General features: G+C 56.7%; 18 protein-coding genes. 5 read left to right on the top strand and 13 right to left on the bottom strand.

All coding sequences use genetic code 11. From position 1 onward, the window contains the following. Nucleotides 1-4 precede the first annotated feature (4 nt). On the bottom strand, nt 5-2,743 hold the full coding sequence (locus tag BLR09_RS02595; protein ID WP_093197306.1) for a PQQ-dependent sugar dehydrogenase: 2,739 nt from the start codon (nt 2,741-2,743) through the stop codon (nt 5-7). Between the two features lie 91 nt (nt 2,744-2,834). Here BLR09_RS02595 and BLR09_RS02590 point away from each other — a divergent pair, with 91 nt between their 5' ends. Beyond that, nucleotides 2,835-3,623: an NUDIX hydrolase gene (locus BLR09_RS02590; protein ID WP_093197303.1), complete on the top strand. Its 789-nt coding sequence runs from the start codon at nt 2,835-2,837 to the stop codon at nt 3,621-3,623. A gap of 43 nt (nt 3,624-3,666) precedes the next feature. Next, on the top strand, nt 3,667-4,152 hold the full coding sequence (locus BLR09_RS02585; RefSeq protein ID WP_093197300.1) for a DUF6265 family protein: 486 nt from the start codon (nt 3,667-3,669) through the stop codon (nt 4,150-4,152). On the opposite strand, the gene BLR09_RS02580 is transcribed toward BLR09_RS02585, so the two are convergent. Further along, the gene (locus BLR09_RS02580; protein WP_218126577.1) at nt 4,149-5,318 is read right to left on the bottom strand and encodes a putative sensor domain DACNV-containing protein; all 1,170 of its coding nucleotides are present in this window, start codon (nt 5,316-5,318) and stop codon (nt 4,149-4,151) included. The two genes, BLR09_RS02585 and BLR09_RS02580, sit on opposite strands and share 4 nt — an antisense overlap. Before the next feature lie 244 nt (nt 5,319-5,562). On the opposite strand from BLR09_RS02580, the gene BLR09_RS02575 reads away from it, so the two are divergent. After that, entirely contained in the window at nt 5,563-7,041 is a 1,479-nt protein-coding gene (locus BLR09_RS02575) for a hypothetical protein (RefSeq protein WP_093197297.1), read from the top strand. A gap of 60 nt (nt 7,042-7,101) precedes the next feature. Further along, on the top strand, nt 7,102-8,862 hold the full coding sequence (locus BLR09_RS02570; RefSeq protein ID WP_093197295.1) for a cytochrome c peroxidase: 1,761 nt from the start codon (nt 7,102-7,104) through the stop codon (nt 8,860-8,862). Nucleotides 8,863-8,894: 32 nt separating this feature from the next. Here the strand turns inward: BLR09_RS02570 and BLR09_RS02565 are convergent, their stop codons facing one another. Both BLR09_RS02565 and BLR09_RS02560 read right to left on the bottom strand, forming a co-directional pair. Beyond that, the gene (locus BLR09_RS02565; protein ID WP_218126576.1) at nt 8,895-9,332 is read right to left on the bottom strand and encodes a MarR family winged helix-turn-helix transcriptional regulator; all 438 of its coding nucleotides are present in this window, start codon (nt 9,330-9,332) and stop codon (nt 8,895-8,897) included. Nucleotides 9,333-9,420: 88 nt separating this feature from the next. Further along, entirely contained in the window at nt 9,421-9,834 is a 414-nt protein-coding gene (locus BLR09_RS02560; RefSeq protein ID WP_093197292.1) for an SRPBCC family protein, read from the bottom strand. Between the two features lie 311 nt (nt 9,835-10,145). On the opposite strand from BLR09_RS02560, the gene BLR09_RS02555 reads away from it, so the two are divergent. Beyond that, nucleotides 10,146-10,559 carry a response regulator gene (locus BLR09_RS02555; protein ID WP_093197290.1) on the top strand — a complete coding sequence of 138 codons (414 nt, stop codon included), beginning with the start codon at nt 10,146-10,148 and terminating at the stop codon, nt 10,557-10,559. Between the two features lie 2 nt (nt 10,560-10,561). On the opposite strand, the gene trhA is transcribed toward BLR09_RS02555, so the two are convergent. From trhA to BLR09_RS02510, 9 genes are all read right to left on the bottom strand, one after another. Then, nucleotides 10,562-11,188 (bottom strand): PAQR family membrane homeostasis protein TrhA, encoded by a 627-nt coding sequence (gene trhA / locus BLR09_RS02550; protein WP_093197839.1) that lies wholly within the window; start codon nt 11,186-11,188, stop codon nt 10,562-10,564. Nucleotides 11,189-11,305: 117 nt separating this feature from the next. Further along, complete coding sequence (locus BLR09_RS02545) at nt 11,306-12,493, bottom strand: tail fiber domain-containing protein (RefSeq protein ID WP_093197287.1); 1,188 nt, start codon at nt 12,491-12,493, stop codon at nt 11,306-11,308. A gap of 136 nt (nt 12,494-12,629) precedes the next feature. Further along, complete coding sequence (eutC, locus tag BLR09_RS02540) at nt 12,630-13,391, bottom strand: ethanolamine ammonia-lyase subunit EutC (RefSeq protein ID WP_093197285.1); 762 nt, start codon at nt 13,389-13,391, stop codon at nt 12,630-12,632. Further along, on the bottom strand, nt 13,391-14,770 hold the full coding sequence (locus BLR09_RS02535; protein WP_093197283.1) for an ethanolamine ammonia-lyase subunit EutB: 1,380 nt from the start codon (nt 14,768-14,770) through the stop codon (nt 13,391-13,393). Before BLR09_RS02535 ends, eutC begins: the two co-directional genes overlap by 1 nt. Further along, nucleotides 14,767-16,080 carry an ethanolamine permease gene (gene eat / locus BLR09_RS02530; RefSeq protein ID WP_093197282.1) on the bottom strand — a complete coding sequence of 438 codons (1,314 nt, stop codon included), beginning with the start codon at nt 16,078-16,080 and terminating at the stop codon, nt 14,767-14,769. Before eat ends, BLR09_RS02535 begins: the two co-directional genes overlap by 4 nt. Before the next feature lie 101 nt (nt 16,081-16,181). Next, the gene (locus BLR09_RS02525) at nt 16,182-18,617 is read right to left on the bottom strand and encodes a phosphocholine-specific phospholipase C (RefSeq protein ID WP_093197280.1); all 2,436 of its coding nucleotides are present in this window, start codon (nt 18,615-18,617) and stop codon (nt 16,182-16,184) included. 179 nt (nt 18,618-18,796) lie between these two features. Next, entirely contained in the window at nt 18,797-20,329 is a 1,533-nt protein-coding gene (locus tag BLR09_RS02520) for a SusD/RagB family nutrient-binding outer membrane lipoprotein (RefSeq protein WP_093197279.1), read from the bottom strand. Between the two features lie 12 nt (nt 20,330-20,341). Beyond that, nucleotides 20,342-23,716, bottom strand: coding sequence for a SusC/RagA family TonB-linked outer membrane protein (locus BLR09_RS02515; protein WP_176785420.1), 3,375 nt, complete (start codon nt 23,714-23,716; stop codon nt 20,342-20,344). 201 nt (nt 23,717-23,917) lie between these two features. Then, nucleotides 23,918-24,937 (bottom strand): FecR domain-containing protein, encoded by a 1,020-nt coding sequence (locus BLR09_RS02510; RefSeq protein ID WP_093197274.1) that lies wholly within the window; start codon nt 24,935-24,937, stop codon nt 23,918-23,920. Nucleotides 24,938-24,967: the final 30 nt, after the last annotated feature.

The raw sequence follows: 24,967 nt of genomic DNA, 5'->3' as shown, positions 1-24,967 counted from the left end.
AAAACTAGTTGAGAAGCTGAGCGGTGACCGGAACAAACAGAGGGGACTTACCGGCTTTTTCATTCCGGAAAACGAAGTACAGGTCGTGTACGCCGGCAGTCGGCGTGAGCGTCGCACGGGCGGTAACGGGTTTGAACAGGTCGGCCGGGTTTTTGGCTTCGACGGGCGTCAGTTCCTCCGTCTGACCCAGAAGCGGGCCGGTCGGGGAGTCGGCCCGTACTTCAATCCGGCCGCCGGCGGCATTCAGCTGGGCTTTGGGCACCGAAACCGAAAACTCCATTGCCTTGATACCGGTGAGATCCAGCTTGTTGAACTGCACATAGGTACCTGACGCCATGACAATAACTACCGGCATTTGCCCTACCTTATACAGCATCGTTCCTTTCGACTGTACATCGCTCTGACCAAGCACCAGCAACGGATTCCGGAGCAATAGTACCTGCTCGGTGGTTTGGGGCGGAAGGCCGTTTGCGCCCTTGTCTTTGTATGAAGCACGGAGTACTAGCATGCCCTGCTGGTCTTTGGCGGGGATAACCGTTCCGCTTACCGGCAGGGATGGCGGCGGGCCGGCTTTCGCCGACAGGGTCAGGATGTACTTCACCATTTCTTCCGCGTCGGAAGCGGTAAGCTGCGGGTGCGCCGTCATCACGGCATCGCCCCAGACGCCGCCTCCGCCTTTGATGATTTTGGTGGACAGAGACGCCACCGCGCCCGCGTCGCCTTTGTACCGTTTGGCGACTTCGGCAAACGCCGGGCCGACTGATTTTTTGTCGGTGAAATGGCAGGACTTGCAGTCGCTTTTCTCCAGCAGCGTTTTCCCGGCGCCGAGGTAGGCCGACTCGGTAAACTGGTGTCCGGCGGGGTCGGCCGTCGCGTCCTGATAGGTACTGCGGACTACTACCTGTTTCGCCTGGATTTTGCCGGAAGCCAGGCTGCCGTCTTCCTTGTCGGAGACGCTCACCCGGTAGCGGATAGGCTGTTCCGGAAAGTAGAAGCTCGTATTGGCGCCCTGTATATCTACCTGTACTACAGGCGGTTGATTGCCGGCGATGATGGTTAGTTCACGGGAATCAGACAGGCCTTTGTCGTCGCGGACCATCAGCGTTGCCTTGTACTGCCCGGGTTTCCGGAACGTAAAGGAGGGATTCGGCCCGTCGAGCAGGGTAGCTGCTCCGCCGGATTTCGGGGTTACTTTCCATTGATAGGTCAGCGCGTCTCCGTCAAAATCTTTGGTACCTTCCGACGAAAACGCAACCGTCAGCGGTATCGCTCCGGCGGTGCGGTCGGCAGCGGCCTGTAAAGCAGGTTTGCGGTTGCCACCGTTGTATTCGATCCGGACAAGGCGGGAGTCGTCGTTTTGTACAAACCAGCCGGTGCCGTATTCCAGCACATAGAGGTCTCCGTTCGGCCCGAAAGCCATGTCAATCGGGTGACTGAACGGCATATTGGGCAGGAAGCGCTCCATCTTTACCATATCGCCTTTCTCGTTGAACCGGACATTCAGAATCATGTCCCGCATCCATTCATAAAGAAAAACCTGACCGTTGTAGTAATCGGGAAACGGACGTTTGGCTTTGGCAAAATCCTGTTTGTAGTAAGCAGGCCCTGCCATGGCGCTTCTGCCGCCTGAGCCGAGCAGCGGAAATTTCTTGGTTTCTGCTGCCGGATAGGAAATCATCGCCGGCCGGGCGGGAGGAAGCTCGCGCAGGCCGGTGTTATTGGGCGAGTCGTTGAAGGGATGGGCCGGATCGAAGAGCGCGCCTTTTTGCCCGGTGGCAAAATTGACGTCGTTATAGGCTTTGTTATCGCCCACGAAATACGGCCAGCCGAAGTTACCCGGCTGCCGCGCCTGGTTGAACTCGTCTTCGGCCGTCGGGCCGACGCCCACCGAATCCGTTCCCGCATCCGGCCCTACGTCACCCCAATACACATAGCCGGTATGTTTGTCTACTGAAATGCGGTATGGGTTGCGGTGCCCCATGGTGTAGATTTCCGGGCGGGTTTTGGGCGTACCTTTCGGGAAGAGGTTGCCTTCCGGAATGGTATAGGTGCCGTTTGCTTCCGGGTGTATCCGGAGGATTTTGCCGCGGAGGTCGTTGGTATTGCCCGACGATTTCTGGGCGTCCCACGGCGCACGGCCTTCGCGTTCGTCGATAGGCGCGTAGAGCGTGGCGCGGGGACTGGTATTATCTCCGGTCGACAAATACAGGTTGCCGGCTTTGTCCCAGTCGATCGAGCCGCCGGTATGGCAGCATTGTTCGCGTTGAACAGGTACTTCGAGCAGTACCTTCCGGGAGGAGAGGACGAGCTCGTCCCCGCGCAGTTCATACCGGGTGAGGATATTTTTGGCGTCCGGTCCGGCAGGAGAGTAATACAGGTAAATCCAGTGGTTCTGAGCAAAATCCGGGTCAATATTGACGCCGAGAAGCCCGTCTTCCGCCTCCGTTTCTACTCCTTCCCTGTCTTTGTATTTGGTACTTACCGGAATGGTCGCGATGGTTTTGAGCTGCTTCGTTGCCGGAGAATAGATGCGTACCGCTCCGTGCCGTTCGATCAGCAATACCCGCTCATCGGGAAGAATCGCCATTTCCAGCGGCTCGTTGAGTTTTTCGGCGAGGACAACTTTGGTGAAACGGTTCTCTTCCGGCTTGTCGTCCGACGGCCCGAAAGGCGTGTACGACCACAGCCCGAAGGCGAGCCCCGTCAGCAGCAATGCCGGCGGTAAAACGGAGGTAGATTTCATCCCGATTGGAAGCTAGGTTTTGTGCGTATATTTGACGCAATAGTACAACTTTTTCGTGTGTGTAAATAATACGCGCTCTCTTTATTTTTTCATGGAATTACGAGGAAAACTACAAGAGATTCTCCGGGATATCGAAGAGAACTACCTGCCGTCGGTTTCGCTCGACCTGGTTGTTTTCGGGTTTCACGAAAGCCAGCTGAAGGTATTGCTGCTGCGTTTCAAGGACTCGAACGACTGGATTCTGCCGGGTGGCCGGGTACGGAAGGATGAAAACCTCGACGAAGCTGCATACCGCTCGCTCCGGGAGCGTACCGGCCTGGACAGGCTGTTTCTGCAGCAGTTTCATACATTCGGAAACGTAAACCGGATGACTTATTTTTCCAGGGAAGAGACGCTGGAGCGCATGGGACTGGCCGAGGCAGCCGCCGGGTTATGGGACTCCACGTATTGGGCCAACCGGGATATTTCTGTTGGCTATTATGCCCTGGTGGATTTCACGGGAACAGTACCGACGCCCGATTTCATGGCCGACGAATGCCGCTGGTGGGATATCGCCGAAGTACCGCACCTGCTTTTTGATCACAATGAAATGATCCGGCTGGCGCTGCGCACGCTCCGCCGCCAGTTGAGCTACCAGCCGGTGGGGTACAACCTCCTGCCCGAGACGTTTACCATGACCGAACTGCAAAGCCTGTATGAGACCATCCTCGGCCGGAGCCTCGACCGGCGCAACTTTTACAAGCAGATTCTTCATTACGACGTACTGGAACGCCTCGGCAAGCGCCCGACTATACCGGCCAGCAAAGCGCCGTACCTCTACCGGTTCCGGAAAGAGCGGTATGAACAACTACTGAACGACGAGGACCTGTCAGTGGGCTGATCCGGCGACGGTTATGTATCTTGCTGCCAAACCCCCGTTCTGTATGAAAAAGATCCTTCTTTCGCTTCCGGCAGCCTTTCTGACAGTTCTGACAGCGCAGGCCCAGCAGCTTCGCGCGTCGGTTTCCGACCTGGCGTTTCTCGCCGGAACCTGGACCCAGCAACACGCCTGGGGCGATATGGAAGAGGTATGGCAACCGCCGATGGGCAATTGCATCGTCTCAACCTTTCGGTGTGTAAACCAGGGAAAAGTCGTTTTTTACGAATTCATGGTGGTGGAACAGGGGCAACAGGTGCCCGAGCTGAAACTCCGTCATTTCAATCCCGGAAGTATTGGATGGGAAGATAAAGAGCATCCGGAAGTATTACCGGTGACGGAGCTTGGCAAAAACAGGGTTGTCTTCTCCCGTGCCGGCCTCAAGCTTACTTACGAGCGTTCCGATCCCGGAAAGCTTACCATCCTTCTCGAAGAAGAAAACAAGGAAAAGAAATGGGACACCACGCGGTTTGAGATGTCCCGGAAACCTTAGATCAGCAGCGAATCGATCCGGTGCGCGTGAACCATCCGCGTTTCGTCCGACCAGGCGAAAACGGTAAAGCGGCCGTCCTGCGATGCCACCAGCGCTACCGAACCGCGCTGATCAAACGCAAATTGCGCCGCCGAGAGATGGCGTGTTCCGCCCGTTTGGGTCGGATGCACCACGCGCGGCTCTCCATCCACCACCGGCTCGGTCAGGAGTACCTCTTCGACACGGATGCTATGATCGGACCGCCCGATTTTCGCGCCAAAGCCCATCAGTTCGTATTTGTCGTTCAGGATCGTCGCGCCGTCTACCGCGGTCAGTCCCCCAACCGCTTCAATCGCCTGGCTCATGTCTCCCTGCCAGAGGTGAAGGCTGCGCTCCTCGCGGTTTTCATCCATCAGTTCAGACAGGCGGGAGAAAACCGGCGTAATCGGGTAGGTCATCGGGTGGATGATGGAATCCCGCCAGGCATCGTTCAGCGACGGAACCAGCAGGAGTAGCCCTCCTTTGCCGTGAGCCCGCATGGAAACCGAGAGATCGACCAGCACATTCATCGCGTTGACGCCGGAATAGGCGACACGGAAGCCGGCCATTGCCGTCAGGGAAGTCAGGTACTCAGGTAAGTCCGTGATTTTGTCGTCGATCAGCCGGACCTGGTCTCCCTTGAGTACCGCAACGTTGACGAACTTTCCGAACCCGCGGATGCGCCGGTGCTTGACGACGAGCAACCCCGGTTCGACTACCTCCAGCACGAAACAGTTGCCGGGTACTTCCCGCGTCATTCCCCAAATCTGAAGGTCCTCGCCGTTGAAACTCACACCCAGGTGAATACCCGGACGTTCTACCGCCGGCGCCAGTTTGTTCAGGATAGCCGGGGTGAAGGCCAGCGGCTGCTCAAACAGCAGCGGTTGCTGAGCCATTTCCGGCGGCAGGAAGGCAATGGAAATTTTGGGAGAGGCGCCCTCTTCTCTGCGGAGACTGGCCCAGAAGGCGGTATCAACCAGCGCCTCGATGACCGGCGCAGTGGGCGTCGGCGCGAGGCACTCGTGTTTCATTTTGCAGGCAGTTGTCAGGCGCAGAGCGAAGTGGGCTTCGAGCAGCCTGGCCACCGACCGGGCGGCCTGATATGTCGGTTCCAGAAGCATTCTGTCGTTTGTCGGTATGCGGATCATAGGAGGGATATCTGGTAGCGGAACACCGGAAGCCCGCTATTGGTTTGGGAAGTCCTTTTCAAATTTCACACTACCTCCTCCGCTACGGTTGAAAATACTGAGAATGATCCTGTTGCAAAAAAGTATAGCGATAAATCCCTTCCGGAAACATCAAAAACCGCTGATGACAATTTGATAAAACGGAGGTAACACGGGAGTAATACAGGCCGGTGATTTTTGTGCATTCAACTTTTACCCAATCTGTATGAAACGTACGCTTACGACAACGGCATTCCTGACGATGGCCCTGCTGGCCTGCAACAACGACGACGACAACAATACTCCCCAGTCGCAAGTCGTGCTGAAAAGCCACTCCACCACGCCTGTACTCCTGAAAAAACAAACGGGTTTCGACGCGCTTGAGCTGTTCGCGCTCGTCGGAACGGACGACAAGCTGGCGGAATCGCCTTCCTTCGTATTCGGCGGTTCGGCCGATGGCTCCGGTCTCCTGAAAAACGCCGACGGAACGTTCTCCCTGCTCGTCAACCACGAAGACAACTTTTCGGTCTCGCGGATTACGCTCGACAAAACCTTTAAGCCGGTCAAGGGAGAGTACATCCTCAACTCCGACGGCGGTCAGTACCGCCTTTGCTCCGCAACGCTGGCTACGCCGGCTGAGCATGGTTTCGGACCGCTGTACCTGACCTGTGGCGAATCGAGCGAAGAATCGCAGATTCATGTCCTCGACCCGACGGCCCCGGCTTCCAGTGCGGGTATGTCCCGGACGAAGGCTTCCCTCGGCCGCCAGAACGCCGAGCAGGCACTTCCCCTGCCGAAGACGGCCTATCCCGGCAAAACGGCGATTCTCGTCGGCGACGATGACAGCGGTACCAACGGCGGGCAGGTATTCCTCTACCTGGCTGACAAAACCGGCGACCTCGACAACGGCTCCTACTATACCCTCCGCCGGAAAGACCAGAACCAGAAGGAGACGGATATGGTCGTCAGTCAGTCATACGATGTAGAGTTTGCAAAAATTGATGCTCCCCAAACCCTGACGGGCCGTCAGCTCAACGAGAAAGTCGACAAAGACCTGAAATCCATCAAGTTTGGCCGGGTTGAAGACATCGACTACCGCAAGGATGGCGTAGGTCGTGAAGTATACTTCAACGTCACGGGCCAGAATACCACCGGCGCCAACGCCGATAAGTCCCGTACCAAGTACGGCCGTACGTACCGCCTGACGCTCGACGCTGCCGATCCGCTCAAGGGAAAGCTGGAAGTAGTCCTCGACGGCGACGACCGCAGCGGCAAAGCCGGCAAATTCCAGGATCCGGATAATATCTGTGTGACGAAAAACTACGTCTACATCCAGGAAGATCCGAACGGCTACGGCGACGAAACGCACGACAGCTATCTCTATCAATACAATATCGCCACCGGCGAGCTCAAGGTCGTATTTGAACTCGACCACCGCCGCACGGCTGCCGACAAGGAAAAATACAACCAGACGAACGTAGGTTCCGGCCCGGATACTCAATTCGCCCTGTCCAAATTCGGCGACTGGGAGTATGGCTCGCTGGTCGATATCTCCGAGCAAACCGGTATCGAAGGTACTTTCATGCTGATGGTACAGCCGCATACCTGGCGTTCGGCGTCGTATGCCGGCGTCGACGGCGGCAGCGTTCGCAAAGCTGAGAATCAGGCCAGTCAGGTCGTGATTATCAAAGGACTTCCCCGTTAGTTATTTCCCATGTAATTGGATAACCTTCCTGTCGTGGCAGGAAGGTTACTTGTTTTTCGTATGCGTTGGTACTGCTTGTTTTTTCTCGTTTTATGGACGGGCTGCCGGAAGGAGCCTGCATCGTCGGAACGTGTGGAAGCGCTCTTCCGGGAGCGCGTCGCGCAGCTGGTCACGGCCGTTGAGCAGCTGGAAGCAGGGGTGGACGGGCATGTTACCGGTCCGGAACTGCACCGGCGTTTCCGCGCTGCCCGCCTGGCATACAAGCGCGTGGAATGGCTGACGGAGTACTATTTCCCGGAAACTGCCCGGAACCTGAACGGGCCGCCATTGGATGAGTTCGAGGAAGACGACAACAAAGTAATTCCACCCGAAGGTTTTCAGGTAGTAGAAGCCCTGCTCTTTCCGGAGTGGGACACTGCCCGGGCGGGCGAGCTAGCCGGGCATACGGATATCCTCCGCGCCAACATGAACCGGCTCCGGTGGGTAACGGCCTCCAACCAGCTTACCGACGCACACATACTCGACGCCGTCCGGCAGGAGCTGTTGCGGATTATGTCGCTGGGAATCACCGGATTCGATTCGTCGGTAGCCCTTCATTCGCTGCCCGAAGCCCGCGCATCGCTCGCGTCGCTACGGGAAATACTCGCGGTGTATGAAGATCCGGAACTTGATCGCCTTTTCCGGAAAGCCGAGGCCTCGCTGGGCGGCCAATTCAATGAATTCAACCGCCTTTCCTTTATCTCCACCTGCCTGAATCCGCTTGTGCGGGAGCTGAACCGCTTCCGGAAAGAGCGTGGCATCGAACGCATCCGGACGTCGTCGCTCCTCCGCAATGACAGCGAGAGCTTTTTCGGAAACGCGGCTGTAGATCCCGACCATTTTCGGGCCGGCGCTGCTGATACAACGACCATCGCCCGGATAATACTGGGAAAGCGCCTGTTTTCCGATCCCGTCCTTTCGGGAGACGGGACGCGATCCTGCGCAGGCTGCCATCGCCCGGACCGGGCGTTTAGCGAAGACCGGGCGACGAGCATCTCTCTGTCCGGCAAACCCCTGCTCCGCAATGCGCCTTCCCTCCTGAACGTAGCACTACAGGCGCGGCTCTTTTATGACTCCCGGGTAGTATACCTGGAAGATCAGGCGACGGATGTGATTGGTAATCAGGAGGAAATGCACGGTTCGCTGGAAGTAGCGGCGGCGAAAATCCGTCGCCAGCCGACCTATGACCAGGCTTTTCGGGCAGCCTATGCGGGTGGCGCTTCTGCCGAAACCATCCGGCACGCGCTGGCAACCTACGAGCGGAGCCTTACGGCGCTCGACAGCCGTTTCGACCGGTATATGAACGGAGAAACGACGCTGCTTTCGCCGGAGGAAAAGCGCGGATTCAACCTCTTCGCGGGAAAAGCAAAATGTGCCACGTGCCATTTTCTGCCACTGACCAACGGTACTGTACCACCTTTTTTCGAGAAAACGGAGAGTGAAGTAATCGGGGTGCCAGCTATAACGGGCTGGAAAAATCCGAAACCCAACCGTGATCCGGGTAAGTTCGCGCTGACCGGCGCCGACTTCCACCGCGGTGCGTTCAAAACGCCGACCGTGCGGAACAGCGCCCTGACGTCCCCGTACATGCACAACGGGGTATACCGTACGCTCGAAGAAGTAGTTGAATTTTACGATCGGGGAGGCGGGCAGGGCCTCGGACTCGATATCCCTCACCAAACCCTGTCTCCCGATCCGCTCCGGCTGACCCATACAGAAAAAGCGGATTTGGTTGCGTTTCTACAATCGTTGTCCGCGGAGGCTGCGAGCCCGGTCCTGTAGTTAAATACGGGGAGTACCGGGACCGGTCTTTTTCAGCCGATCAGTTTCCGCAGGTGACGGTTCAATTCTCCGACGTCAGTAGCAGAAAAAAACGAAAGGTCTGTCTGCTCCACTACCGGAATCGCCCGGCGTACCAGATCGATACCTGCCGGCGTGAGGACGACAGTCTTCGCCCGCGTGTCCGTTGGATGTTCGGCACGCTGTACCCAGCCTTTCTTTTCAAGGGTCCGGAGTACCGTCGACGTCGTCATCGGATCGATTTTGCTATGTAATGAAAGGTCTATCTGCGTAACCGGGCGTTCCTGCCCGGTCAGCCATAGCAGACTCGCCAGTAGGACATACTGGGAGTGGGTGACGTTGAGTTCGTCCAGGCGTTTCTTGATTTCCCGCTGCCAGAGCGTGGTGACCTGCCAGAGGAGGTATCCCGGGCTGTCTTCTGCTTTTCCGAAGCTAAATACCGTGTCGTTCATGATCCGTCTGCGTGGTTCGGCAGACCAAAGTAACGCCATTTTCCGCGATTTCGCAGAATAAGGAAGCGTGTGCCCGGCCTGCCCAAAATTACCGCGCGTTGCTGATCTGGCGTTTCAGGTCTTCCGGCAGGTTTGCGACAATATCTTTCATCACCAGCCGGTTCCACAAAAAGCCGAGCGGACCGCGCATGGTCATCGTTACGGTGATTTTGAGGCCGTCTGCGACGGGTTCATACCAGTGCTCGCCATACATCCGGGCGCCGGGAAACCGGGTACAATCCCGGAAATAGGCGCCCTCGCGGACTTCTTCGAGCCGTATTGTCACAGCAGGTCCTCCCTTCGGCCGCAGTTTGAAACGTGAACCGGTGGCAAAAGGACCGGAAAGCCGGGCCGATTCGATCGTCGGATCCCAGTCGGCCCATTGATCTACCGCTGCCATGAGTCTCCAGAGCTGCGCGGCGCTTGCCTCTTTTGTCGTGACGGAAATCGTTTGCTGTATCATTGTTTTATTGTTTGTGCAAATATAATAAGTATTTATATAATAATAACACATTGATATTTTAATGAAATAAGAAACGAAATAGGATGATCATGGGAGAGAGGAAGCATCAGGTGCCGGGAGCACCGCTTCTTAAGGACAATTCGAAGAACCGGGAAAATAACTGCCTGAATCTTAGGGGAGTCGGTTCTAAACGTATAGTTTTACCCCTCGTTCCGCGCTTCTTGCCTATTCGTAAAAACAGCTTACTCCCCATACCCGCAGCAAGGCTGCCCCGATACGAACTATCTCAGGTTGCCTAAACAGAACGGGTAATGAAACCTCTTTTTTTAATCGTCGAAGACGACCGGGACGATCGTGAATTGCTTTCCCAGGTCAGCTCGGAAGACGAATCACTCTGCGAACTCCGGTTTGCGGAAAACGGCGCGCAGGCGCTCGAGTGGCTGTCGACAATGCCGGAAAAACCGTCATTGCTGATGATCGACCTGAACCTGCCGCGAATGAACGGCATGGAACTGCTTTCGAAAGTGAAAACGTCGATGGAGTGGCGGAACATTCCCGTCGTCGTTTTTTCGACATGCGGGAGTCCGGACAGTATCCGGAAGGCTTATTCACTCGGCGCGAATTCGTACATCGTCAAGCCCGATAGTTTTCAGGCGCTGACGCGGGTGTGGAGTACTTTTTGCCGCTTCTGGACGGAAACGGTGCAGTTGCCGTATAGCCGGTAAGGTTAAAGAAGAAAAAGGACTGCGAAGAAATGCAGCACGCTTCCGCCCAGCACAAACAGGTGCCAGATACTGTGGAAGTACGGTTTGCGGTCCCGGGCAAAGAAATAGGTCCCGGCGGTGTAGCTGACGCCGCCGGCGAGGAGCAACGCAAAACTCACGCCCGGCAGGGCATCATACAGCGGTTTGATGGCAATCAGGGCTACCCATCCCATGACGATGTACATGGCAGTGGAGAGGGCTTCTTTTTTACCGGTGAACCAGGCTTTCAGGACGATGCCGATCGCGGCGCTGCCCCAAATAATACCGAACAGCGTCCAGCCGATCCAGTTGGGCAGCGCTACCAGACAGAACGGCGTATAGGTCCCGGCGATCAGCAGGAAAATAGACATATGGTCCAGTTTCTGAAAAAGAGCCTTGACCCGTTCGCCCGAGAAACTATGGTATAGCGTAGACGCCAGGTACAGGATGACCAGCGTACTGCCGAAAACGGTGAAGCTCACCACATGCAGGGCTGAGCCATAAATCGCAGAAAAAACAACCAGCAGCACCAGGGCTGCCACAGCCAGCATGGCCCCCAGACCGTGGGTCAGGGCATTGGCGAGTTCGTCTTTGGGGGAAGAAACAGTCATACGCAGAAAATCGTCTTGCTGAACTAACGACGTTTCAGGGAGAAACATTCTGCGTACGACTGTCTTCGCAGGAATAAAAATCAGAAAGAGAAGTAATGACCTGAAATTCAGGTAACATTATTGGCTGGCGTACCGCTTGCCGGATCGTGTAATCCGGCTGGCCGACATCCGCTCGAGTAACAGCAGGCGTTCTTCCAACTTTTGCAGCTTCGCGCGGAGTACGTTGTTTTCGCTTTTGAGGGTTTCCGTCCGTTTATGCAGCGCCTGGATGGCGGCCATGTTGACACCGTCGATGTCGACCGTATTGATCGTTGTATCACTGCCGATGCCCTCGTGCCCGAAGGCGGCGAAGAAGTCCTGCGCCATCGGCCCGATGTGACGCTCGCCGGTAGGCTGCGTCTTGTAATTCCAGGAAGTCAGCGGCATGCCGGATACACGACGGAGAATCTCTTCTGCATTGACAGGCCGGAAGTTCTGTTTTTTGCGCCGGTCGCTGACGCTATCCCACGATCCTCCGCCGGGCGAAATCGTTACGCCGGTTGTCATGGATTGGGTAGTAAAGAGGCGCATCCCGCCGACAAACCGCATAGTCAGCTGGTTATTGAGGGTGCTGTAGGCGCTGTCGGAACTGAAGCCCGCGCTGGCGTCGCTGATGACGATAGACCCCTGGTGCCCGGCGCGGGCATTTTTTCCCAGGGCCATCGAGAAATTGCCCCGCGCACTGTTTTGCAATCCGATTGCGACGCCGAAGCTTCCTCTGGCGATGGATGGACCGAGAACGATAGAGGCCAGTCCGCTGGCGAAGGACGACGGGCCCATCGCCAGGGCGTCGTCATTTAATGCCTGGGCGCCGCTGCCGATCGCTACTGCCCCGATGCCGCTCGCGGTCCCGTTGAAGGCAAAGGAGCGATCAGCGGAAGCTGTTCCATTGTTGCCGAATGCAACGCTTTCCGAGCCGCTGGCGGTCGTTGCCAGGTTGGCGGCAAAGGAGTTTGTTCCCGACGCCCGGGTATTGTTTCCGGTCGCAAAGGAGTAATTTCCAACGTTGGAGGTGTTCCAGTACGCAGTGCCGTACGACCCGACGTATCCCACCCGAAAGGCAGCTTTTTCTGGATACCACATCAGGCGGCGGCCTCCGCCGGTAACCGGCACTCCTTTTGAGCCGGAGATATCGCCGTCGGCAGAGAAAACGACCGCGCTGTCAGCGACATGAAGACCGGCTTGCGGCGTGGTAGTGCCGATACCAACTTGTGCGTAGAGACCCGTGCTGAGCAGCACGGCGAGAGAAGTAGAAAAGTATTTCATAGAGGACGGATTAAAACACGAATGAACAACGCGGATCGGAATAATCCAATATTGTCGTTGCTGAATACAGGATATCCCCTGTCTGCGTTGAAAAAAAATAACGGGCGGTTTTTCTTGAAAAACCGCCCGTTATTTGTCAAACTCCTGAAATCAGTGCCCCGTCCGGCGGTCCGCCCGAATCGTCTTTCAACCCTACTCCCGAAATCCCGAGCCGGAAAGCGCCTTCAATGAGGTACATGATTTTGTCTGCGGCCAGGTCCGGAATCAGGCCCTGCCTCCGGATGTTGGAGATGCAGTTCCGGCGCTCGTCGGTCAGCCCGGGTTGCGGCGCGAAGGTCAGGTAGGCTCCCATGCTGTCGGCGGAGCTGAGCCCCGGCCGCTCGCCGATCAGGATGACCGTCAGTCGGGCGTTCAGGCGCGAGCCGATTTCATCCGCGAGCGCAACACGCGCCTGCTCCGCCAGCACGACAGGCCCGAGCGTGAGGCCTCTTTCCGACGCTTTTTCCCGGAGACGGAGAAGTACCGGCAGCGCATTTTCATTCACGGCGGAGGCCGATAGTCCGTCGGCTATAATGACAAGGATATCCGGTGATCCGGATGGCTGTAAAGTCTCTGTTGAATCAGGATCAAGGATACGGCCCAGGTCAGGCCGGCGCAGGTACTCGTCGCGGGTACCGGCGCGGCTGCGTACGCGGATGAAGTCAAAACCGGCGTCTTTCAGTTCACCCGAAAGGTCGGCCAGCTCGGAATATACTGCATCTTTCGCGTGGGCGTGAGCGAGGCGGAAGGCCAGCGATTCCCGCATAGGTACCGAAACACCCGTACGGCCAAGCGCAATCCGGGCGTCGGTATACGTTTTCAGGACGTTCCACTCGTCTTCTTCAAAAGGCTGTATCATCACGAAAAGAATTGAGCTACCAGTTGGCGGCTGCCCGCTCCCGGAAGACGGTGACCGGTTTCATCCATGATTCCCTGCTGCAACAGCCAGGCCTCAAACTCCGGCGCCGGGCGGAGACCAAGTACCCGCCGCAGATACAGAGCGTCGTGAAAGGATGTCGATTGGTAGTTGAGCATGATGTCATCCGCGCCGGGTACGCCCATGATGAAATTGATACCCGCCACGCCGAGCAGGGTGAGCAGGTTATCCATGTCGTCCTGATCGGCCTGGGCGTGATTGGTATAGCAGATGTCCATCCCCATCGGCAGGCCGAGGAGCTTTCCGCAGAAATGATCTTCCAGGCCGGCACGTGTAATCTGCTTGCCGTCAAAGAGGTATTCAGGGCCGATAAACCCGACGACCGAATTGACCAGAAACGGTTGAAACTTCCGCGCGACAGCATAAGCCCGGACTTCACAGGTCTGCTGATCAACGCCGGCATGCGTACCGGACGACAGCGCGCTGCCCTGGCCCGTCTCAAAGTACATCAGGTTTTGCCCGACCGTACCCCGGCGCAGGGAAAGACCCGCTTCGTAGGCTTCCTGCAAAAGAGAAAGGCTGACACCGAAACTGGCGTTGGCCTTTTCCGTTCCCGCGATAGACTGGAATACCAGATCAACCGGCACGTTCTGCCGGATGAGTTCCAGGGTAGTGGTAACATGGCTTAACACGCAGCTCTGCGTAGGCATGGAAAAGCGCTCCCGCAGGCCGTCGATCATGTAGAGCAGACGGGCGACGGCCGCGGTGTTGTCCGTTGCCGGGTTGATACCGATCACGGCATCTCCGCTGCCGTACATCAGGCCGTCTATGATGCTGGCGGCGATGCCTTTGGTATCGTCTACCGGATGGTTGGGCTGCAACCGGACCGAGAGGTGCCCGTGCAGGCCGACGGTATTGCGGAACCGGGTAACGACCTCACATTTTCGCGCGACGAGGATAAGATCCTGATTGCGCATCAGTTTCGAAACCGCGGCGACCATCTCCGGCGTCAGGCCGGGACGAAGGCGTTCGAGGGTATACCGGTCGGCCTGATCGCTCAGCAGCCAGTCGCGAAACTGCCCGACGGTAAACGACCGGATCGCATGGAAGGCTTCGGCGTCGTGTTCGTCGACAATCAGCCGGGTTACTTCGTCCTCTTCATACGGAATCAATAATTCCTCCAGAAAACGCGTCAGCGGAACATCGGCGAGGGCTATCTGCGCAGCCACCCGCTCCTCGTAGCTGGCAGCGGCGAGGCCGGCGAGTACGTCTCCCGAGCGCAGCGGGCTGGCTTTGGCCAGCAGGTCGCGCAGGTCTTCGAACCGGTACGTAAAGCCGCGTATGGTACAGGAATAGCTCATGCGTTGGTAGGCAGGGCCTGCTTGTATCGTCCGGAAAGGTAGAAAAAGAGGGTGATCGCGGCCAGTCCCCCGAAGAAAAGAAGGCATAGCCACGGATAGCTCCAGGCCATCGCCGCGAGCGCAATCGTTGCGAGGCCAAGGGCAATAGCCGGGAAATAGGGATATAGCGGCGCTTTAAACGGCCGCTCCAGATCCGGCTGGGTCTTGCGGAGACGGAACAGCGCCAGCATGCTGACGATGTATACGACGACCGCGCCAACTGTTGACAGAATCACCAGCTTGCTCGTATCCAGCAAAAAAAGAGCCAGGATACCCAGCCCCGCTCCAATCACCAATGCGACATACGGTACCTGCCGTTTGGGCGATACCTTCGCCAGACCGGCCGGAAGGTACCCCGCCCGCGCCAGGGCAAATAGCTGCCGGGAGTAGCTGATGATGATGCCGTGGAAAGATGCGACGAGACCGAACAGACCGACGCTGGCAAATAGCTTCGTAACCGGATTCTCACGACCCAGTACCAATGCGATGGATTCAGGAAGCGGATAATCGAGGTGGTCGAGTTTTTCCCAATCAGCAATCCCGCCCACGCAAATCATTACTGCCAGCGCCAGTACCGCCAGCGTGAGCAGCGCAGAAATATAGCCACGGGCGATGGCGCGGTGACCGTCTTTTACTTCTTCAGCCACCATTGCCACGCCTTCCAGGCATACAAACAGCCAGATGGCAAACGGCAGGGCAGCGAAAACGCCGCTCCAGCCGAAGGGCATCGGATTGTGCAGAAACGTCTGCAACTGAAAATGCGGCGCAACGACGGCGATGAATACCAGCAGCTCAACAATCGCCAGAATTGTCATGATGAGTGAAAACCACGCGGCTTCCTTGATACCCAGCATGTTGACAATGGTAAAGACAACAAACGACGCCACCGACGCCAGCTGAATCGATATCGCAGGGTACAAAAAATGCAGGTAGCTGCCCAGGGCGAGGGCAATGGCGGGAGTAGCAAACAAAAACTCAATCAGCGTGGCATACCCGGCTATGAGCGCGCCGAGTGGGCCAAAGGCTTTAAGGGAATAAGCAAACGGACCGCCGGCGTGCGGTATGGCCGTCGTCAGTTCCGTAAAACTGAAAATAAACGTGAAGTAAAGGGCCGTGATGACCAGCGTCGCGATGAGTAGTCCGACGGTGCCGGCGACACCCCAGCCGTAATTCCAGCCGAAGTATTCTCCGGAAATAACCAATCCGACACCAATCGCCCAGAGGTGGACGGGTGTTAATGCTTTTTTCAGCTCTTTTTGCGCTTCAGCCATGAAACTTGACAGGTTTATACTTGAAAAGGGACTCTGGCTGCGGCCTGGGTAATCGGAAAAAGCGGGCGGAAAGGTTCCGGATTTCCGCCCGCCTGAAGGATTCAGCTTCCCAGCTGCGGATCGGTGAAACCGTGCGAACCGGTTTCAACCCGACCGGCAAACTGCTGGCTGTAAGCGGGTATCTGCTTCGACTGAATACGGAAATCATACCAATGATGACTATCCGACAACTTCAGTACCAGCGTTTTTTCTTCTCCTTTTTTGAGCGTGAAAGACTGGTTTTTGTAGCCATAGGCCAGGTGAACCAGCTCGAGGGCGATCGGATCTCCCGTGTTTTTCAGTTTGAGAACGAGCGCGCCGGTAGGCCGGCCCTTCCCGTCTTTCTGGTAATAACAACGTACATCGAGCACGGGCAGAAGGCCGGCGAACGAACGGAAAAATCCGTTAGGCCCGTACACGTGAAGTTCGGCGTCCGTATTCCAGCCGTCCGACAGTCGGTCACCCTTCCGGACGGTATAATGGCGGTTGGCGTTTGCTTTTATGTCGTAAACGGCGAAGGGAGCGCTCGCGCCTGCTGATTCGAAATGTACAAAAACACCACCGTCTTTCCGCTCGCCGTGTGCCGAGAGTTCATACGGCAGTGCACACGACGCCCGGATACCTTTTTCCTGTTTCGGGAGATAGGACGCCGCCTTGCCGGTCTTGAAATCTTCTTCCGAAAAAGAATGGAAATCAGTCGGAAGACGACGGAACTGCGCCTGGTGAATACCGGCGAGGAAGGGGTCGCGGTCGACCGACGCCGGAAGACCGATCTTCTCTCCGTTGTAAGGACGGAAAACGGACGACAGGTCTCCACAAATCTCCCGTCTCCAGTCTGAGATATTGGTTTCGCGAACGGTTTTGCCGGTTTTGTGGCTGAGGAAATTTTCGAGCAGCCGGAGGACCGACGTATGGTCAAATACCTCGGAATTGACGAATCCGCCCCGGCTCCACGGCGATGCGATCACCAGCGGCACGCGGAAGCCCAGACCGATCGGGCCGGTCCGGCCGTTGGGGCGACCGGCTTCCTGTTCGGCGGTGACGAACTCCGTCCGGGTATCAATGCCGGCGCTGATTTTTCCGGTTTCGGGCTTGTCGGGATGCGGCGGGACAAAGGGCGGCACGTGGTCGAAGTAGCCGTCGTTTTCGTCATACGCCAAAATGAAAATGGTTTTTTTCCAGACATCCGGCTTGCTGGTCAGGATATCCAGCATCTCGGAAATGTACCAGGCGCCATACCAGGGCACGCTCGGGTGGTCGGAGAACTTTTCCGGGGCGACTACCCAGGATACCGTCGGCAGCTTCCCGGTCTTCACGTCTTCCCGGAACTGATGGAGGACATCGCCTTTGGGTACTTTCATTTCGCGGCGGGTACCGTTGTCGTCATAGGTGATTGACGCCAGCTGGTGGTAGTCCGCATCGCCGGTATTGGTCGTAAACGCCTTTTCGTGAATGTTTTTTTCCCGCTGGCTGAGGCGCTCGTAGTTGGCCGGCGCATAGGTAACGAGGTCGGCTGTGATGGTCTCCTGCCATTTTTTCTGCTGGAGCAGGGCCCGCTGGGTTTCCTTGTATTCCCTGTCGCTTTCGGTCAGTCCGGCGAGTTTCTTCTCCAGACGCTGGATATTCTCCGGAACGACCTTGCTGTACTTCTCGATAAACCGGTAGTACGGGGCATGAAACTTCACCTTGTATTGTGAAAACCACTCGATCGGGTTGTCGGTGAAGTTGCTCAGCCAGCCGTATTCTTCGCCTTCGAAACCGCACGGCAGGCTGATTTCGTTCTGGTAGATTTTCCAGGAAACGCCGAGGTCTTCGACCCGTTCGGGGAAGGTCGTCCAGTCCACCTCCGCCGTATAATCGACGTTTTCGTTGCGGACATTGGCAATTGCCTCCGGTTTCCGGGGATCGCGGATAGTGCCCGTCCAGAGATACAGGCGGTTGGGCGTGGTACCGGTCAGCGAGGAGCAGAAATTCTGGTCGCACACGGTAAAGGCATCCGCCAGGGCGTAGTAAAACGGGAGGTCTTCCCGGTTGTAATGGCCGAGGGTAAGCGGGAGTTGAGCGTATTCGGGGTTACCGGATTTCTTGGCGTCGAGCCAGCCGTCGTACCGGCCGTTGTTCCGGGCGTCGACCTGGTTTTCCCAGGAGTGAGGCAGTGCGCTCATCCAGGTAGCCTTTGTATCGCGGATATTGAGCCGGTAGGGGGCATAGGTCCGGCCTTCGGCGTTGGCCTGGAACCAGACTTTCCGGCCGTTCGGCAGGAGGATCGCCCTCGGGTCGCTGTAGCCGCGGACACCCTGGAGGGTGCCGTAGGCATGGTCGAACGACCGGTTTTCCTGCATCAGGATCACAACATGCTCGGCGTCAAGGTAGGTAGTACCGGCCTCCGGATTAATCGCGAAGGCTTTCTGAACCGACTCAGGTAACAACCCGGACAGCCCGGCCGTACCGGAGAGGATGGCTGCTTGTTTGAGAAAGTCTCTTCTGGGATGGTGCATGGGTAGGAAAGCGGTTTTCAGTTTTCAGTTTGTGGTTTTCAGTTTTCAGTTGGGCCGCCGGCAGCAGGCGTCGGCGTGTGAGAAAGCAGGTTTGCAGTTTTCTGTATCCGGAAGGAGCCGGTCCGTATGTCCAACCCAACTGAAAACAGAAAACTGCAAACAGAAAACTGAAAATCAACCTACTTCAACAACCACATCTGCTGGTTAAAATTATCACTCCCCCCGTACTGGCTGGTGATAGCCTTGGTGACGTTGGCGTTGTTGTAGTCCAGTTCTTTCTGGGGATACAGCCAGCGGACGGGCATTTTGTCAGCAGGTGTGTTTTCGTTTGAGGCCGTGTTGATCGGGAAGGCCGGGTAGCCGGTCCGCCGGTTCTCAAAGAAAGCATTATACGGGGCATGAAGGAACGTATGCAGGTATTTCTGCGTCAGAATCTGCTCGATCTGCTGCTCGGTGGTACCGGCCAGCTTCACACCGTCAGACGCCAGGTACGTGGTAATATATGCGTCGGTGATCTTCATGTTGTGGTGGTAGTCTGCATTGTCGGGCGTATTGCCGGCTACGAATTGCAGGGCCGCTTTCACGCCTTCGTTGTAGTGATCGGCAGCAGTACCCGTAATCCAGCCGCGCAGCGTCATTTCTGCCAGCATGAATTTCAGCATGGGATAGCTGAGCTGGAATACCGGCTCGGCATTGGCCATTTCGGTATACCGGCTGTTGAGTCCGGAATAGTCCTTCGACGTATAGATTTTGCTGATATCGGAGTAGACCATCGCCGGATCCGTGCCCTTGTAGGCGGCGTAGTCGCTGACGGCTTTGCCGGCGGCTACCTGTACAGGCGACGGGTTGGCATAGTAAAACAACCGGCGGTCCTGCAAGGTCTTCAGCTTGCTGATCAGTACGTCCGACACCATCGGGTAGATCGTGAATGGGTTCCCGAGCTTGTAGAACGGATAGCGTTGCTCGTTTTTATCAGAATAAACCAGCTGGAAGTTGTCGGCATTGCCGGTAAACACCGGGCGGTTGGCCACGATGTCTTTCGCCCGCTCCACAATCTTCAGATCGGTCTCGCCCGTCTTCTTGTACAAACTCAGCAATACCTGAAGTTCAAAGGTATTGACAGCCTTCCGCCATTTGGTAACGTCGCCGCCGTAGATCGGGTCGCCGTCGAACTTGACACCCGCCGCAAACAGCTTATCGGCCTGATCGAGTTCGTTGAGAATCCCCGCGAAGACCTCCTTTTGCGTATCGTACTTCGGGGAAATGACGTTTTGCTCGCCTTTCACGGCATCGCTGTACGGAATATCACCGACGCGCATGGTTTGTTCGTAGAACTTCCATGCCCGGACGAAGTTGCCGAGAGCCGTGAAGGAATTCCGGGTCGGGCCTTCAACGGTATAGCTCTTCATCTTCTCGACGTTCGTGAGAATCGTCATGGCGTCGAAGCTGGCGCGGCCGAGGTAGTTGTACTGAAAATCTTCGGCAAACTCCGTCCAGATCATCGACTTGCTCAGCAGAAACGGCTGAATGAAAGACTTTTGCGTACTGATGGACTTTTCGGTGATATCGAGGATCATCCGGGTAGCCAGCATGGGCGCCGTGGCGTTGACGGCGGTATCCGGGTTCGAGTTCAGTTCGTCGAACTTGTTACATCCGGCCAGGCTCGACACGAGCAGACCGGCAAGCAGGTATTTGGAAGCGTATGTTCTCATCGGTGCAGGTGCCTAGAAGGTGAGTTGAATGTTCATCCCGAGGTAACGAACAGACGGAGAAGTCAATTCGGTATCAGAAGCTTTGTCCGGATCGGCATACCGGAAGGCCTTCGTCCACATCCAGACGTTCTGTCCGGTGAAGGAGACCATCGCCGACCGCGCGCCTACGTGCTTCGCCACCGAACCCGGCAGGGTATAGCCGATCGAGATTTCCCGGAGTTTCAGGAAGGTCGCGTTCGTGACGCCGCGCTTGCCGTCGCCATAGCTGCGGGCATAGCTCTGGTAGGAAACCTTGGTGTCGTTGGCTGCAAATACGCGGGTATCGCTGGTGATCTGGCCGTACGCGTCGTATTTGACTTCCCCCGAAACCACTTTTACACCCTGACCTACGTAAGACGTCTGTTTGTTGACGACTTCGTCATACCGCCACTGGTTGTCAGAATCCGGGTGTGAACCGGTATCCCACATCTTGTAGGCGGTGTTGTTGTACAGAATACCTCCGACGCGGCCGTCAAACGCAATACCGAAACGGAAGTTGTTCCACCGGATGTTGTTCGACAAACCCCAGACAAAGTTCGGGTCTGTCAGGCCGAGGAGGTAGTTGTAGTCGCTGGCGAGCGGCATACCGTTTGAGCGGTGCACAACCTTGCCGGAGGGATCGGTTACCCAGATTTTGCCGGTGTAGGTATCGTACCGTTTGCCCTCTTTCGTCCAGAGGTTATCTGCCGAGTAGACCGGATCCAACGCCTTGAAGTACTGGTGGTTAAACGACCAGTTGGCAGTAGCGTCCCATTGCAGGTTGGCCCGCTTGATGACGGTCGCGTCGAGCGTCAGTTCCACCCCGCGGCGCACGAGCGTTTGCCCGAGGTTGATGAGGGTTGTTCCGAAACCGGACATAGACGAGATATTGGCGCTCGCCTGGATGTTGTAGTTGTACTTGTTGAAGTACGCGGCATCAAACCGGAGGCGCTTGCCAAGGAAGTAGGCAGATGTACCGACTTCCCAGGTACGGAAAGTTTCCGGCTTCACGTTGCCGCCGCGGATGGTGGTCGGGTAAAGCGCTGAGTTATAGTTGTCCCAATCGGCGGTAGTCGTTGTATACGCCTGGTTGGTTGCATACACGTCAAGGTCTTTCTTCGACAGCGTCCACGAACCGCGGAGTTTCCAGAAATCGAGCCAGGCCGGCATGGCGTTTTTCAGGAATTCGCTCATCACGACGCTACCGCCGACAGACGGGTAGAAGTACGAACGGGAAATCTTCGGCATCGTCGAGCTCCAGTCGTTCCGGCCCGTTACATCGAGGAAGAGGGCGTTGTCATACGACAGGGTCACTTTTCCGTACAAGCTGTTTACCTGCTTGCGGCGGGTCCAGGCGCTTACGTCCGGGCGCTCCACCGAGTTGGCCAGGGAGTAAAAGCCCGGAATAACGATCCCGCTGCGGGTTGCTGCATAAAGATCCCGGTCCTGGTACTTGTAAATGGTACCCCCGGCGAGTGCGTCAATACCCAGCTTGCCGATGGATTTGTTGTACATGAAAAGTGCGTCGCCGTTGAAGCTGTAGCCCGTCAGTTTGTCGATCGAGTACATACCGGCCGCGTTCCAGCCGCGGGTCGAGAGGATATTGGGCGGGTTACGGCGGGTCTCGTCGTTCTGGTACCAGTCAAAACCGGGGCGGACCACGATCTTGGCGCCGGGGAACAGCTGATACGTGGCCGACAGGCTGGCGTTCATCTTGTTCTGCTCGATGCCGTTGAGCTTTTCATAGGCAATCAGGTACGGGTTGTCGTACCAGGCCTTGTAGTGCCAGTTCTGCGTCTGATTCGGAACGATCCAGTAGTCGCGGTACTTTGAAAGGTCGTATTCCGGACCCGTCCAGAGCAGGATCTGGTACATGTATCCCTGATTGGTATAGCCGGAGCCGGTTACCTGGGGAGCCGTCTTGCGGTTATAGCCGATCTGGCTGTTGAGGGAGAAGCGCTCGCTGACCTTCATTTCCCCGCCGAGCGAGAAGTTAATAGCGTTGGATTGCAGGTTCGGATACTGACCCTTGTTGTAAATATGGTTCAGTGACGCGCGAAGGCTGCCGTTTTCACCCGTCTGCGTGATGTTGATGTTGTTGTTGGAAATCAGGCCCGGTACGAGGAAGTTCTGGAAGTTGTTCTTCCCGCGGGAAGTCAGTTCCATCGTCTCCATCTGCTTTGTTTCGGGGTTCCATTGCGGTACTTTGGTACCGATGTCGAGCTTGGCGCCCCAGACGTAGTCCGTCGGATCGTAGGTGCCGCCCAGACCGGCAGAGTAGCTGTGCTGTACTTCGGGCAGCATCAGGAAGCCGGCGTTGAACATGTTGTTGGAGTTGACCGAAATGCTCAGGCCTTTGGAAGACGCGCCGCGCTTGGTCGTCACGATAATCGCCCCGCTGCCCCCGCGCGAGCCGTAAAGGGCTGCTGCGGTAGGGCCTTTCAGCACGTCGATGCTTTCGATATCGTCCTGCGGAACGTTGTTGATCTTCATGTTTCCGTACGGTACGCCATCGATCACGAGCAGCGGCGTTTCACCCCGGAGAGACAGCGTCGGATCTTCGTTGAATTCCGTACTGTTTTTCACCCAGAGACCGGAAACACGACCCGTAAGGGAGGTGGCGACGCTCGTACCCTTGACCGTTTTCAGCATGTCTCCGTTGACTTTCTGCACGGCGTAGCCGAGGGAGCGCTCTTCGCGCTTCACACCGAGAGCGGTGACGACTACTTCGTTCAGCAGTTTCTGATCGTCATCAAGGGAAACGTTGATCTCTGTCCGCGTTCCGACGATTTCTTCCTTCGGGGAAAAGCCCACGAACGAAAAAATAAGGGCGTCAGATGAGGTGCTGACCGTGACGCGGTAGTGACCGGCGGCGTCCGTCGTCGTACCGCGCGTGGTTCCTTTGACGAGGACGCTCACGCCTGGCAGCGGCTGGCCGGTTTTGGTATCGCGGACAGTACCGCTTACCGGAATATCCAGCACGGATTCCGGAAATTCCTGCCAGGAGACGGCCTGGAAGAGGCTTTCCTTTTTGGCAGGTGCGGTTGTTTCTTCTGTTTTCAGCAGAATACGTCCGGAAACCACTTCATACGAAATGGACATCGGACGGAGCAGGTTGTTCAATACCTCCGCCAGCGGAGTGGAAGAGACCTGAAGAGACACCCGGCGGTCTGCCTGAATGGCCCGGGGGCTGTAGGCAAAACGGACAAGTGCCTGTTGTTCAATCTGTCCGAGGACGGTGCGAAGGTCGCTTTTCTCGGCCCGGAGCGTAATGCGCCGGCTCAGAATTTCCTGAGCTTTCCCGTCATGTGCATGAGAAAGGCTCACCGTCAGGATCAGCAGGAACAGTTGCGCAAGCGAAATCCTCATAAGTGTGTACAGGACGCTACGGCCAGTAGAGCACCGTATAGAATGTTTCATACTTTTGTGATGTTCTGTTTGGTAAACATGGACAAAGGGTACCGTCCGTATCGTGACGGATTTCGGACGGTCAGGCCGGTTGTGGTGACGCACAGCCGGCTTTTTTGGTACTTGAGGTTTGGATGAGGAGGCAGAGTGGGACGTCGGGGCTTAGCGGCAGCCCTGACCCCGGATGACGATCTGGGCTTGTTTGATTTGATAATTCGCGTGAATGGATTGGCAAATCAGGTCTAACTGTTCATAAAGAGAAAGGTCGTTGAGGTCCCCGGTAAACGTACAGGACCCCACCAGCGGATCGGGTAAGTCAATGACGATCCCGTATTTTTTACTGAGCTTGGCGGTGATGAGTTGTATCGGCGTATTGGTGAAGCGGAATTGTCCGGAAGGAGCGGCCTCGCCGACAGGGTTGTCGACAAGTCCTTTTTTCAGGTCGCCGGTCGTGGTCGAATAGGTCGCCCGCTGATTCGGCAACAAGGTAACCTCATTCATCGACTGGTAGGCAACCCGGCGGTTACGGCGGTCATAAACAGCTACTTTCCCCGTCACTACATCCAGCTCGATGGTACGCGCCTGCGGCTTGGTCCGAAGCCAGAAGCTGGTTCCCAATACCCGGGTGACCATATTACCGGCATAGATAACGAACGGCCGGTGTTCGTTGCGGGTAACCTTGAAGAATGCTTCTCCCGAAAATTCCACCACACGCTCGCCGTTCGGCGCATCCCGGTAGCGGGCGTGGCTGTTGGGGGAAAGGGTTACCACGCTCTGGTCAGGCAGGGTGACCTGCTGTACCTGCGTAGTCGTATGCCATTCGGTAACAGTACTCGTTTGCCGGGTGAGGTAATACCAGACGCCCGTTCCGGCTCCGGCAAAAATCGCCAGCGCAGCAGCCGAGCGGATAAACCAGCGGCGGAAGGCCGCCGGGCGGCGGATATGGCGCATCACAGCCCGGACGTCGGCCTCTTCGGCTTCGTCCGACGGCTCGGTACCGGCTGTTTCCCGGAACGAAAGCAACAGCCGACGGGCCTCTTCCACCCGTCCGTGTGCCTGCGGATGACTGGCCAGCCAGTTTTCCCAGAAAAGGGCATCTTCGTCTGACAGGCCCAGCACCCAGCCGATGAAAGAACTCTCCATCGCCAGTTCTTCGGCACTCCAGTCTTCGTAACGTTCCATGCTCGCTTGAATAATCTACTACAGGTTGCA

Origin of the sequence: Siphonobacter aquaeclarae (assembly GCF_900103285.1) — a bacterium.
GTDB classification, from domain to species: Bacteria; Bacteroidota; Bacteroidia; order Cytophagales; family Spirosomataceae; genus Siphonobacter; species Siphonobacter aquaeclarae.
The sequence above is the reverse complement of the archived record's forward strand: the minus strand, read 5'-3'. Positions and strand labels throughout refer to the sequence as shown.

Excerpts from the sequence above, each read along its gene's own strand:
- BLR09_RS02525 (WP_093197280.1), bottom strand. The coding sequence starts at position 18,617 with ATGCACCATCCCAGAAGAGACTTTCTCAAACAAGCAGCCATCCTCTCC.
- BLR09_RS02585 (WP_093197300.1), top strand. The coding sequence starts at position 3,667 with ATGAAAAAGATCCTTCTTTCGCTTCCGGCAGCCTTTCTGACAGTTCTG.
- BLR09_RS02595 (WP_093197306.1), bottom strand. The coding sequence starts at position 2,743 with ATGAAATCTACCTCCGTTTTACCGCCGGCATTGCTGCTGACGGGGCTC.
- eutC (WP_093197285.1), bottom strand. The coding sequence starts at position 13,391 with ATGATACAGCCTTTTGAAGAAGACGAGTGGAACGTCCTGAAAACGTAT.
- BLR09_RS02560 (WP_093197292.1), bottom strand. The coding sequence starts at position 9,834 with ATGATACAGCAAACGATTTCCGTCACGACAAAAGAGGCAAGCGCCGCG.
- BLR09_RS02565 (WP_218126576.1), bottom strand. The coding sequence starts at position 9,332 with ATGAACGACACGGTATTTAGCTTCGGAAAAGCAGAAGACAGCCCGGGA.
- BLR09_RS02575 (WP_093197297.1), top strand. The coding sequence starts at position 5,563 with ATGAAACGTACGCTTACGACAACGGCATTCCTGACGATGGCCCTGCTG.
- trhA (WP_093197839.1), bottom strand. The coding sequence starts at position 11,188 with ATGACTGTTTCTTCCCCCAAAGACGAACTCGCCAATGCCCTGACCCAC.
- BLR09_RS02590 (WP_093197303.1), top strand. The coding sequence starts at position 2,835 with ATGGAATTACGAGGAAAACTACAAGAGATTCTCCGGGATATCGAAGAG.
- BLR09_RS02545 (WP_093197287.1), bottom strand. The coding sequence starts at position 12,493 with ATGAAATACTTTTCTACTTCTCTCGCCGTGCTGCTCAGCACGGGTCTC.
- BLR09_RS02570 (WP_093197295.1), top strand. The coding sequence starts at position 7,102 with ATGCGTTGGTACTGCTTGTTTTTTCTCGTTTTATGGACGGGCTGCCGG.
- BLR09_RS02510 (WP_093197274.1), bottom strand. The coding sequence starts at position 24,937 with ATGGAACGTTACGAAGACTGGAGTGCCGAAGAACTGGCGATGGAGAGT.
- BLR09_RS02520 (WP_093197279.1), bottom strand. The coding sequence starts at position 20,329 with ATGAGAACATACGCTTCCAAATACCTGCTTGCCGGTCTGCTCGTGTCG.
- BLR09_RS02515 (WP_176785420.1), bottom strand. The coding sequence starts at position 23,716 with ATGAGGATTTCGCTTGCGCAACTGTTCCTGCTGATCCTGACGGTGAGC.
- BLR09_RS02555 (WP_093197290.1), top strand. The coding sequence starts at position 10,146 with ATGAAACCTCTTTTTTTAATCGTCGAAGACGACCGGGACGATCGTGAA.
- eat (WP_093197282.1), bottom strand. The coding sequence starts at position 16,080 with ATGGCTGAAGCGCAAAAAGAGCTGAAAAAAGCATTAACACCCGTCCAC.
- BLR09_RS02535 (WP_093197283.1), bottom strand. The coding sequence starts at position 14,770 with ATGAGCTATTCCTGTACCATACGCGGCTTTACGTACCGGTTCGAAGAC.
- BLR09_RS02580 (WP_218126577.1), bottom strand. The coding sequence starts at position 5,318 with ATGATCCGCATACCGACAAACGACAGAATGCTTCTGGAACCGACATAT.